This window comes from Mycobacterium sp. TH-M11 (assembly GCF_057473725.1).
This window is the reverse complement of record NZ_JBYCLD010000006.1, coordinates 1-11,017: the sequence shown is the minus strand read 5'-3', so window position 1 is coordinate 11,017 and position 11,017 is coordinate 1. Positions and strand designations below refer to the sequence as shown.

General features: G+C 64.9%; 12 protein-coding genes. 3 read left to right on the top strand and 9 right to left on the bottom strand.

Annotation, left to right across the window (positions count from 1 at the left end; translation table 11 throughout):
• The first annotated feature begins 2 nt into the window (after nucleotides 1-2).
• The 3 genes from AC2VOG_RS00305 (at nucleotide 3) to AC2VOG_RS00295 (ending at nucleotide 2,341) form a co-directional block, all read left to right on the top strand.
• The gene (locus AC2VOG_RS00305; protein WP_486937916.1) at nucleotides 3-1,334 is read left to right on the top strand and encodes an HNH endonuclease signature motif containing protein; all 1,332 of its coding nucleotides are present in this window, start codon (nucleotides 3-5) and stop codon (nucleotides 1,332-1,334) included.
• Nucleotides 1,335-1,469: 135 nt separating this feature from the next.
• Entirely contained in the window at nucleotides 1,470-1,907 is a 438-nt protein-coding gene (locus AC2VOG_RS00300; RefSeq protein ID WP_486937915.1) for a type II toxin-antitoxin system Rv0910 family toxin, read from the top strand.
• 17 nt (nucleotides 1,908-1,924) lie between these two features.
• Nucleotides 1,925-2,341, top strand: a complete 417-nt coding sequence (locus AC2VOG_RS00295; protein WP_486937914.1) for a hypothetical protein — start codon at nucleotides 1,925-1,927, stop codon at nucleotides 2,339-2,341.
• On the opposite strand, the gene AC2VOG_RS00290 is transcribed toward AC2VOG_RS00295, so the two are convergent.
• The 9 genes from AC2VOG_RS00290 to AC2VOG_RS00250 all read right to left on the bottom strand — a co-directional run bounded on the left by AC2VOG_RS00290 (nucleotide 2,338) and on the right by AC2VOG_RS00250 (nucleotide 10,862).
• On the bottom strand, nucleotides 2,338-3,249 hold the full coding sequence (locus tag AC2VOG_RS00290) for a winged helix-turn-helix transcriptional regulator (RefSeq protein WP_486937913.1): 912 nt from the start codon (nucleotides 3,247-3,249) through the stop codon (nucleotides 2,338-2,340). The genes AC2VOG_RS00295 and AC2VOG_RS00290 overlap by 4 nt on opposite strands.
• Nucleotides 3,239-4,729: a carotenoid oxygenase family protein gene (locus AC2VOG_RS00285; protein WP_486937912.1), complete on the bottom strand. Its 1,491-nt coding sequence runs from the start codon at nucleotides 4,727-4,729 to the stop codon at nucleotides 3,239-3,241. Before AC2VOG_RS00285 ends, AC2VOG_RS00290 begins: the two co-directional genes overlap by 11 nt.
• Nucleotides 4,729-5,943, bottom strand: coding sequence for an acetyl-CoA acetyltransferase (locus AC2VOG_RS00280; RefSeq protein WP_486937911.1), 1,215 nt, complete (start codon nucleotides 5,941-5,943; stop codon nucleotides 4,729-4,731). The genes AC2VOG_RS00285 and AC2VOG_RS00280 overlap by 1 nt, the downstream gene beginning before the upstream one ends.
• A gap of 177 nt (nucleotides 5,944-6,120) precedes the next feature.
• Nucleotides 6,121-6,954 carry a sulfurtransferase gene (locus tag AC2VOG_RS00275; protein WP_486937917.1) on the bottom strand — a complete coding sequence of 278 codons (834 nt, stop codon included), beginning with the start codon at nucleotides 6,952-6,954 and terminating at the stop codon, nucleotides 6,121-6,123.
• Nucleotides 6,951-7,301 carry a hypothetical protein gene (locus AC2VOG_RS00270; protein WP_486937910.1) on the bottom strand — a complete coding sequence of 117 codons (351 nt, stop codon included), beginning with the start codon at nucleotides 7,299-7,301 and terminating at the stop codon, nucleotides 6,951-6,953. The genes AC2VOG_RS00275 and AC2VOG_RS00270 overlap by 4 nt, the downstream gene beginning before the upstream one ends.
• A 719-nt stretch (nucleotides 7,302-8,020) precedes the next feature.
• On the bottom strand, nucleotides 8,021-8,293 hold the full coding sequence (locus AC2VOG_RS00265; protein ID WP_486937909.1) for a hypothetical protein: 273 nt from the start codon (nucleotides 8,291-8,293) through the stop codon (nucleotides 8,021-8,023).
• A gap of 619 nt (nucleotides 8,294-8,912) precedes the next feature.
• A complete protein-coding gene (locus AC2VOG_RS00260; RefSeq protein ID WP_486937908.1) occupies nucleotides 8,913-9,515 on the bottom strand; it encodes an RES family NAD+ phosphorylase in 603 nt (200 codons plus the stop codon).
• Entirely contained in the window at nucleotides 9,512-10,177 is a 666-nt protein-coding gene (locus tag AC2VOG_RS00255; RefSeq protein WP_486937907.1) for a hypothetical protein, read from the bottom strand. The genes AC2VOG_RS00260 and AC2VOG_RS00255 overlap by 4 nt, the downstream gene beginning before the upstream one ends.
• Nucleotides 10,178-10,589: 412 nt before the next feature.
• Nucleotides 10,590-10,862: a hypothetical protein gene (locus AC2VOG_RS00250; protein WP_486937906.1), complete on the bottom strand. Its 273-nt coding sequence runs from the start codon at nucleotides 10,860-10,862 to the stop codon at nucleotides 10,590-10,592.
• Between the last annotated feature and the right edge of the window lie 155 nt (nucleotides 10,863-11,017).

Sequence of the window (11,017 nt, the reverse complement as noted above, 5' to 3'; positions counted from 1 at the left end):
AGCTGATCGACGCCGCCTACGTCCGGCTTCGCGGAACGTCGACTGATCTGGTGGGCAACGCTTTCCGCGTCCAGGTCGCCGAGCGACTGGAGACGTTGGGCCGACTCAACCGCGGGCTGTCGTACCGCATGTTCGCCGAAATCGCCGATCCCGCGGACGGGCCGGACGATCCCGCGCTGCCGTCTGACGTTGCGATACGCCACCTGCTGGGCTCGCGTCTGCGGATCACCGCCGGCGAAGTCAAGCGTCGATTTCGCACGGCGGTGCGAATTTCCCCGCGACGCTCGCTGACCGGCCCAGCCCTGCCGCCGGAATTGCCGGCGTTGGCGCAGGCTGTCGCAGAAGGCGCGCTCGGTGACGACCACATCGCCGCAGTTACCCGGGCCTTGGACGTGCTGCCGTCGGCGGTCAGCGTCAACGATCACGAGAAAGCCGAGCGCACACTGGTACGCCACGCCAGGAACCAGGACGCCAAATTCGTTGCCGCGGTAGGCGAGCGGATTGCCGACTGTCTCAATCCCGACGGCAATTTCTCCGACGAAGACCGGGCGCGCCGCCGCGGCGTGATGCTGGGTCGGCAAGGTATCGATGGCATGAGCCGCCTGAGCGGTTGGCTGGATCCGGAGGCGCGCGCCTACCTGGAGGCCGTCACCGCCGCCGTGCGACCAGGTCGTCATGTGCCGCAGATGAGCGACGACTGCCCCGACGAACCCGATCGCCGCACGCCGCCACAGCGATGCCACGATGCACTGAAACTCGGACTGCGGCAGGCGATCGCCTCAGGAGCACTGGGGTCCCATCGCGGCGTGCCGGTCACCGTCATCGTGACGACGACGCTGGCCGAACTCGATCAGGCCGCTCGCGCCGTCGCCGATCCGGGTGTCGCGATGCCGCCACCGGCACGCACAGGCGGCAACAGCCAACTGCCGATGCGCGACCTGATCCGAATGGCCGGCGACAGCATCCACTACCTGGCTGTGTTCGAGGATCACTCCGAACGTCCGCTGTACTTGGGCCGTAGTAAACGCATCGCGACACTCGATCAGCGCATCATCTGCTATGCCCGCGACGGCGGATGCACCCGGCCCGACTGCCTGGAACCCGGGTACCATTGCGAAGTCCACCACGGCAAGAACTGGGCCAACGGTGGTCGCACCGACGCGGACAGCCTGTATTTCCTCTGCGCGCCGGATCATTCCGAGGTGACGTCCGGAAACGTCACGACGACGATCACCAACGACGGCCGACTCGCCTGGGGCGACGGCACCGGGCCGCCACGAGTCAACCGGATTCACCACCCCGACGAGTTACTCGACGACGAAAATGACCCATGAAATGTCCTGGCAGTGTGCCGTACGCGTCGGCCGGGACGGTAGGGTCGGGCGTCGGAAAGGACGCGGGGTGAGAAGCTTGGTAGAGGGCACAAACCTGCTGGGGGAAAGCGTGTTGACCGTTGAGGACGAGCAGTAATGGCAAAACTTTCCGGATCCATCGATGTCCCGCTCGCACCCGACCGGGCCTGGCAGCATGCGTCCAACCTCTCCCGCTTCAAGGAGTGGCTGACCATCCACCGGGTGTGGCGCAGCGCGCTGCCCGATCAGCTGGAAAAAGGCACGGTGATCGAGTCGATTGTCGAAGTCAAGGGCATGCCGAACCGGATCACCTGGACGATCGTGCATTACAAGCCGCCGGAGTCGATGACGCTCAACGGTGTCGGCGTCGGCGGTGTCAAGGTGAAGCTGCTGGCCAAGGTCAAGCCCAGTGGCGACCAGTCGGTGGTGAGTTTCGACGTGCACCTCGGCGGGCCGGCGCTGTTCGGGCCGATCGGCATGATCGTCGCCGCCGCGCTGAAGAGCGATATCAATGAATCACTGCGGAATTTTGTGACGGTCTTCGCGCCGGCCTGAGCGGCTATTGTCGCACTATGTCCCGCCCGAGCCCTGGTTGGATGGTTGCGCTATTCGCTGCGGCGGTGTCGGTGAGTGCCTGGCTACCTTGGCTGAGGACAAGCAGCGGCGGCGGCGGCTGGGCCAACGCGATCGGCGGCAGCGTCGGCAGCCTGCATTTGCCGCACGCCTTCGGCCCGGGTCAGTTGATCGTTGTGCTCGGGTCCACGTTGCTGGTGGCGGGCGCCATGGTCGGCCGCGGACTGTCGGTCCGGCCGGCATCGGCTGCGGCGCTGGTGATCTCGTTGGTCGAGATTGCGCTGATGGTGCGGTACTACGCCGTCAACGTGAAACCGCCGGTGTCTGCGGCCTACGGTCTCTACGTCGGTAGTGTCGCGGCGGCCGCGGCGGTGTTGTGCTCGGTGTGGGCGCTGGCGGCAGCGCTGCGCCGCTAGTCCGACGTTACGGTGCTGATGTGCGCGCCCTTCAACGGCTGGGCGCACTGGTCGCAGGTCAACTGCCCGACGAAGGGCCTGCCGCAGCCGCGGTGGGTGAGTAGCACTGCTGGGCCCTCGGGCGCCTGGAACCACCGCTGTCCGCATTGCAGGGCGGCGATGATGACCGGGAAGAACGCCCGGCCCTTCTCGGTGAGCCGATAGTTGCCGTCGCGTGACGTGCACAGCACGCCGTTGGTGCACAACGTCTGCAATCGGCCGGACAGCAGCGACGGTGGAGCCTTGAGCTGCGTCTGAAAATCTGAGAACCGGCTGGTACCCAAGAAGGCACACACCAACACGGCAGCAGCCCAACGGTTCCCGAATACGCTCATGGTCTCCGGAAACAACCCGGCTTGGCCGTCACTCGATCGGCGGCGGTTCGTCCCCTCGGGCACCGAACGTGGCCATGACCCGCTCGGGCCCCAGCGCGCCGCCACGTCCTTTTCGGTCACCGCCTCGCTGCAGGCCCGGCAGGTCAACGTCGGTGCGAAGTAGCTGCCGCACTGGGTGTGTCGCATGCCCGGAAGCCGGTTCACCTGGTCGGGAACCCAGCGGCGCTCCCATTCCCAGATCGACAACAGCGCCGGCCAAAACGCGCGTCCGCGTCGAGTGATCAGGTATTCGGCGCGCACGGGCCGCACCTGGTATTCCTGGCGATCCAGCAGGCCACTGCCGGTCAGTATCCGTAACCGGTTGGCCAGCACTGTATTCGAGATAGGTATACGCTGCATGAAATCGCCGTACCGAGTCGCGCCCAACAATGCTTGCTGAATGATCAGCAACGTCCATTCGTCACCCAGCAGACCCAGGACGCGGCCGACCGCGTTGGTGCCGCCGCGGTCCAGAGCCGTGGGCTCAGATGTCATGCCAACGGCGCAACTGCGAGCCCGCCGCCCAGGTGGCGTGGGTTCCGCTGGAAACCCGTTCGGGCAGAGCAAGTTTGCACACCGGCCCGTCGCTGAAGCGGGCGGCGTCGAAGATCACGCAGTAGGAGGCGTCGGCGGCCATGTCGGTGGTCAGTGTGATCAGGTAGCCGTCGTCTTCGGCGGTGGGGTTCGGCCGGGGTGCCATCGCGGCCTCGCTGCCGTACACCCCCTCGGCAAACCGGTAGTGCTGCTCGCCGCCGGTGCAGAGGTCGTGTTTGACCAGCCCGTCGAACAGGAACCACCCCGGCTTGCCGGTGGCGGCATAGGTGTAGCGGTAGTTCGCCGCGGCGTAGTCGGCGTTGATCGTGCCGAATTCGGTGATCGACTCCGACAATTGCTCCTCGGTGACTTGACCGGTGACCAGGTTGAACCGCCAGCGGTGCAGCCGGGCCTGCAGGCGGTCGAGCGCCAGGAAGCGAAACAGCTTGTCCCACTTGTTACCACCGGTGTCAACTGGCTGTGGCGCGCCTTCGTAGAAGCCGTCGAGCACAATCTCGTCGCCGTCCTCGTAGGCGTTGGTGAAATGCAGCACGAACGTCGGGTCGGCCTCGAACCAGCGAATGTCGTCGCTGCTGCCACGGCGCGGCACCACCGCGAAGCGGGACGGCATATCGGGATAGAACCGCGGCAGATGCACGTCGTGCCGCAGTAGCTCTGGATCCCAGAACAGCGGAAAATCGTTGAGGATCACGTAGTTCTCAGTGAAGGCCATGTCGTGCGGCAGCCGCGGGCCAGGCAACGGGATGTCGATGTAGTGCGCCAAGTGGTTGCTCTCGTCGACGACGCCGTAATGCATGTACGGCGCCTGCTTGCTGTAGTTGAAGAACAGCAGCTCACCGGTTTTCGGGTCGACCTTCGGGTGAGCCGAAACGCCCCAGTCGAGCGGAAAGGTGCCGTGCCAGGTCTCCTTGCCCAACGTGTCGGCGGAGAACGGGTCGACGCGATACAGGTCGCCGCACTGGTAGAAGCTGGTCAGCGCGATGCCGCGGTGGACGATGACGTCGGTGCTGGAGGCGTCTTTCATCCGGGTGCGGGCGCCGCAGCCGCCGTCGCGCCTGGCCAGTTGCACCGGCTCGGCCAGCCCCGGCCACAGCGGCTCGCCCGCCTCGTTCTCGGCGAGGAAGCCATCGGTGCGGACAAAACGGTTGCGGTAGAACGCTTTTCCATCGCGGAATCCGACGATGTGCAGCATGCCGTCACCGTCGAACGGGTGGTAGGTCTTCAGCGCCGGATGCAGCGGGTTCTCGGTGTTGCGGAGGTAGACGCCATCGAGGTCGCGGGGGATCTCGCCTTCCACGGCGACCAGGTTGTCGGCGTCCCATTCAGTGGTCTGCGGCCGCCAGGGACCGGTCCGGTACGGGTGGTCGTCGTCCTCGGGCAGCGTCGACAAAAACTTGGCGACGACTGCTACATCATCCATCAGCTTGCCTCGTCGACCACGAAGCTGACGGTGGTGGCGGTGCTGCCGCCGAAGTTCAGCGTGCCAAAGGTTTTCGCGTTCTCGACCTGATAGTCGCCCGCCGCCCCGCTGACCTGTTTGGCCGCGTCGACGAGCATCCGGATTCCCGACGCACCAACCGGATGGCCGCCGCCGATCAGGCCGCCGCTCGGGTTGATCGGCAGCCGTCCGCCGATCTCGATCTCGCCGTTTTCGATCGCCTTCCACGACTCGCCGGGTCCGGTCAGGCCGATATGGTCGATCGCCAGATACTCACTGGGAGTGAAGCAGTCGTGGACCTCGATCCCACTGAGGTCGTCCAGGGTGACTTTGGCGCGCCGCAGCGCATCCAGCACCGCCTCGCGCACATGCGGCATCACGTAGGGATGGTCGGCGGCGCGGTCGAGTTTCTGCCGCAGGCCCAGGCCGACGGTGCGGTGTCCCCAGCCCGCGATGCGGGCGATCGGCCGCGCGCTGGGATGCTCGCGCAGGTAGGCGTCAGAGACCAGGACGATTCCGGCGCCGCCGTCGGTCATTTGGCTGCAGTCGAACCGTCGCAGCCGGCCTTCGACGAGCGGATTGGCGTCGTCGTCGGCATCGATCGGATCGGGGATGTGCCATTGCCTGGTCTGCGCGTTGGGGTTTCGCCGTGCGTTGTCGAAGTTGACTTGGGCGATCGCCCGCAGGTGGGTCTCGTCGAGGCCGTAGCGGCGGTCGTATTCGTCGGCGACGGTGGCGAACATCGAGGGCCAGAGAAACTTCGCGTCGGTGCCTTCGTGGCCGGTCCAGGCCGCTGCGCCGAGATGACGGGCCGCTATATCGCCCGGCACCGTCTTCTCCAATTCGACTCCGAGTACCAGCGCCGTGTCGTAGTTGCCGGCGCGCAGGTCTGCCATCGCGGCCAGCGCGGCGATGCTGCCCGACGCGCAGGCCGCCTCGTGGCGGGACGCCGGGGTATCCCACAGGCCGTCGCACACGGTCGCCGGCATCGCGCCTAAGTGACCCTGCTCGGCGAACATCTCGCCGAACGCGTTGGCAACGTGGACCACTCCGATGTCCGCGGCGTCGACGTTGGCCGCGGACGTCGTGGCGTCGACGATCTCGCGGGTCAAGTCGGCGAAGTCGGAGCCTTCTTTGGTGAAGTTTCGGGCGAAGTCGCTTTGGTAGCCGCCGAGAATCCAGACTCCCACGTCCATGGCACCGCACGTTACTCCATCTAAAAGAGTGACTGCTCGATTACGCCCCGGGCGGTCTCACCAGCTCTCGGCTGAACCGGCAAGACCTGGGCAGAAACGCAGGTCGACCAACGTGTCCGCCTCCGCAAGGGCATTGCCGCCGAGGCCACCAGGCAAACCTGTTTCCCCGCAACGGTCCTAGTCGTTTCCCCGCGCGACGGGGTGGTCGGGATCACAGATCCACTGTGACCACGAGCCGGGGAACAGCGCTGCCCGGTAACCTGCGGCGGCGAGCGCCGCAACGGTGACCGCGGCCGTCACGCCGGAGCCGCAGTACGCGCCGATCCCGACGTCGTCGACGCCGAGCTCGGCGAGCAACTCGGCGATCCCCTCGCGCGTCAGGAAGGTGCCGTCGGCGTTGAGAACGGATCCGCTGGGCAGGTTTTTGGCGCCCGGGATGTGACCGGCGACCGGATCGATCGGCTCGACCTCACCCCGAAACCGTTCGGGTGCACGCGCGTCGAGCAGGTCGACGTCGTGAACCTGGCGTGCCGTCAGGGTCGGCAACGCGCCGTTGTGGAGGTCGTGATGGGTGACGGTCGCATTGCCCGGTGACGGCTCTACCTGGTCGGTGGGCAGCGCGCCGCCGTTGGACCGCCACGCGGCCAGGCCGCCGTCGAGGATGCGCACATCGGCGATGCCGGCGGCGGTCAGCACCCACCACGCCCGCGCCGAGCCGGCCCGGCCCCAGTCGTCGTAGACGACTGTCGGCACACCGTCGCGGATGCCCCAACGCCGCGCCGCGACTTCGACGTCACGCCCGGGGGGCAGCGGGTGCCTTCCCCGCCCGGTCACCGAGTGGTCGCTGAGCTCGTCCTCGAGTGAGACGTAGACCGCATTGGGCAGATGGCCCTGCAGGTACGTCGCGTGGCCATCGGGCTCGTCGAGTCGCCAGCGCACGTCGAGAATCGTCACGGGCTCGTCGGCGTCGATCAGCCTGGCCAGCTCCGCGGGCGTGATCAAGATGCTTATGGCTTGAACCCCAGATCATGCAGGGCGTCGACGCAGCCGGCCAGCCAGTCGTTCAGATTCGCCGGCGGCGGACCGCCCTTGACCTCCACCTGGCAGGCCGTGGCAGCGGTGTAACCGTTTCGCATCTCGCTCGCGAGGTAGGCGTGATTCTGCGGGGTCGCGAAGTAGTCGTGTTCGGATTTGTAGCCGTCTTTGTAGGACGGGCTGTTGACGTTGGCGGGCGGCGCGGCCGTCCCGTGTGGGCAGCCGCTGGCCGGGCACTGCGTCGGGTCGGAATGGGCCGGTGACGCCAAGCCCGTAGCGGCGACGGCCAGGGAAATCGCGGCCAGAATCGGGCGGTCGAACATGGGGCTCATGGTGTCACGAGTCACTCACCCGACTCCGCCTGGCTATGAGTTGAGTAGTGCTCTCACCGACGAGAGCCGAATTTATTCGTGCTGCATCCGTTCCCATCTGGGGGGCTGCGGTCCCGCATCTGAACTGGTAACTGACCTCAGCACGCAATTCCATGACGAATTAGCGGCGCTGAACCACACGTGCCCGGCGTGATGGGTGGAACCGTAATACGATGTCACTGTTGGATTTAAAGGTTGTTGTCATCGTGTTTCTGGTGACTGGCTCGACGGTCTTGATAGTTGCTGGCATTCGCCGCTCGCGAGCGAACCGCGGCAACCCGAAATGGATCAGCGGCGGGGCGGACAGCCGGGTTATCTATCGTCCATCAGCGGGGTCATGCCGAATACACCGTTGCCTGAATGGGTCGGCTGGGATGACGACGATGTTTTGCCCGAACGCGAATCGTGAGGCCGATAAACTTTGTTCGCCACCAGGACTGCGCCAAACGTGGACGCGACAACGCTAGCTGACGGCGTGAGTCCTCATGGGCAGCACACTCAATGCGCCTGCGATCGTCATTAACGGCTACCTCGGCATCGGGGTGGTCAACCCGTTGGTCGGCGCGCTGCGCACACGGACGCACGAAACTGAACCTCATCGGTGTCGGCCCCTGAAGGTGTGGCGCTCGCACCCTGGGAGAGTCTGCAAGCCGAACACGTGGCAGTCGCCGTCATTTGTCGAGGGCTCGGATCAGGAGATCTTTGATCTCGGCCTGGCCCGCTTCGAGTGACCGCGCTCGTGCGTTAGTGTCGTCGGACTTGGTCGTGAGCAGGTCGACTTTGCCCTCTACGCGGTCCAGTCGTGCTGTGTGCTCACGTACGGTCGTCGCGATTTCTCGTTGGTTGGCGCCGAGCGCGTTGACCGCTGCGAGGACTGCGCGGTAGTCGGCCTGGTTCGCTTCCAGCGCGGCTACCCGCGCCTCAAGGTCTTCCAGCGTCGCCATCGGTGCATCCTAATCCCTCGGATCAGCCGCGGGTCTGGGAGTCGAATCGTCCTGAATCCGACGCTGGAGGTAGGAATGAATCGGGCGGAAACCGTGGCATATGCCGTTGGAGTGGGCAGGGCGGCGGCCCGGAGCGCCCCTGGCGTGTTCCCCTCTGTCAACCGCACGCCCCGTACCGGGCCTGAAGGATGGCATAATCTTCTGCGCGAGTTCACCTTTCGTGGACTGAATGAACTTGCGCTCGACTTCGCTCTCACAACTACGCTTAGCGGCAAAATCGAGTTCCGCGTACAAGGCACGCACCAGACGCAGCATGGGGCCTACGTCGATACCGCTGAGCAGCTCTCGTCGCTGGTCTTCAACTAGTTGCTCAACACCAAGGCTGTGCGCCGTAATGCACTGTGCACCAAGGTCGGTCGCGAAACGCTTGATGAACTCCGCGTATTGCTCCTCAGTCGTCCACGGAGGCGGCTGTTTCGGAACGCCTGGAGGCAGGTTGGCATTTGACCTGACGATTGCTGTCGCTTGGCACCCGCCATGATTACCCCTCCTTCAATTTCGCGGTTGCTTTGGTGGACAAATTCAGGCTTAGCACCCGGCACCGACAGAATTAGGTTGGCTACCAGCGTGTTGCGGTGGGGTCGTCGAACAGGTCGTAGCTGCCGCTGGCTTTCCATTGCTCTGCTGCGGTGTGTGGTGTGCCGACCCAGCGCACGTAGGTCGCGACCTCGGCCGGTGGTCGTGCTCCGTCGCTGAGGTGGCCGGTCGGGACTTCCTCGGGACTCAGGGGAGGCGCGAGGTAGGGGTGCAGAAGCCGGACGCCGAACAGGATCAGGTTGTGGGTTCCTGGTAGGGCAGCCGAGGGCACGATCATGGCGGCTGCGCCGTTGCTTCGGACGGTGTCGGCTAGTGCCTGGGTGGGGGTGTAGTCCTCGCCGATGAGCTCGTCGGCGGTGAGCCCGTAGTTGGCGCAGTCGTCGAAGTCGACGGTGACTGGTTCGTCGATGTCGAGGACGGCGGTCCATAGATTCAAGACGACATCGTCGGGATTGCCTGTGGGCCCCAGGTTGTGGCGCAGCATCTCGGCGGCTGGGCCGAGCGGATGCAGGCTCAGGTATTGGACGATTTGGCTTCTTGCGTGGTGGAAGCGACCGGCGCGCGAACTCGGAAATGCCCACCACGGTGTGTCATAAGCCGCGTGGCGAAAGACCGTAAATGTCATGCAGTCATAGCGCGTGTGGCGGTCGCCGCTCCGAGGAGAGCGGGGTAGCGCAGGGGGTCGTCGAGCAGCTTGATCGGCTGTTGGCCGAGCTCGGGGTTTTCGCGGTCGAACCAGGACACGACGCCGGGGCCGGTGAAGGAATGGCGCAGCTGGTTCACGAGTTGGCCGACAATGCGGATTCGTGCGGCGTCGTCGGCGGTGGGTTCGGTCCCGTCGTGGGCAAGCCAGCGCTGGAGCTGGCGAGTTGAGACTCCGAGCAGCTCGGCGAGCGTTTTTTGCGGGGCGGCGAGGATGTCAGCGGTTTTGCTGAGTACATCGCGGACTGAAGCGTTGTCGTTGTAGGACCGGTTCTCGACGATGTCGCGCAGTGCGTGGCGGAATTGTTCGAGTGCCACCCGCACGTCGCGACGTTGCTGCTGGGCATCGTCTTGGCGAAGTGCTTTTTCCGCGCGAAACGCGGCTGCCCACAGCATTGTCGTCAGATACGGGTCGGCGTCGAGCCGCAGTGGTGTCGCAGCACCCAAGGTCCGCTCGAAGCTGTCGACGAGCTGAGCGACATCATCGGGAACGTTCGCTGAACGCTGCAGCAGCTTCGTCGCTGTGTTGACTCGGTTGAGGAGCGTGTCGAGTTCGGGCGCCGTGACGACCTCAGTCGTATTCATGTCGTAAGTATACGACATAATTACGCACTACTGTCGCTGAGAGTACGGGTTCGCCGACGGATAACACCAGTTACGCGTCGATTCGCCGGGTGTCGTTCGGTACTGGCATGGGAGTGCGCGAAAAGGTCGTCCTGTCGAACGAGGTCCGTCAAACCCGTGGAAGTTGCTCTTTCACTATGGGTTTGGGCTATTTTCGCCGGCTTGGTTATCTGGCCGGGAGCGCGAGAGATTTATGAGTTCGGGCAGAGCATCCAGGTCCTTCGGACGTCCATGTTGACTCCCGGGCTCAGAAACGAGCGAAGCCCCTCGGCCGCAACCAACGGGCTCCACGGAAGCAACGATGAAAACCACCGTTTACGCGCGCACTCGCAGTTTAGCGCCGAGACAACTGAACATCAGCCGACAGTCGCCGTCATTTGTCGAGGGCCCGGATCAGAAGATCTTTGATCTCAGCCTGGCCCTCTTCCAGGGACCGCACCCGCGCATTAGTGTCAGCCGCGTTCGACTCAATGCCGGCCACGCCGGACTTGAGTTCACCAACGTCGGACTTGAGCTGTTGTTGCCCTTCAGCCAGTTCGCGTTGGTTGGCGCCGAGCGCGTTGACCGCAGCGAGCACCGCCCGATAATCGGCCTGGCCAGCTTCTAGAGCCGCGACTCGCGCCTCAAGATCTTCCAGCGTCGTCACTGGCTCATCTTATCCCGCAGATCAGCCGTGGGTCTGCGGCGAAGCGACGAGCTGGACGCCCGGGCTGTAGGCGATGCTCCGCCCCTGCCTTCGCCGTAGCTCTAGATTGGGATCCACCTGAGTCGACCTGTCTCGGTCTGACTCGTTGCATCTCA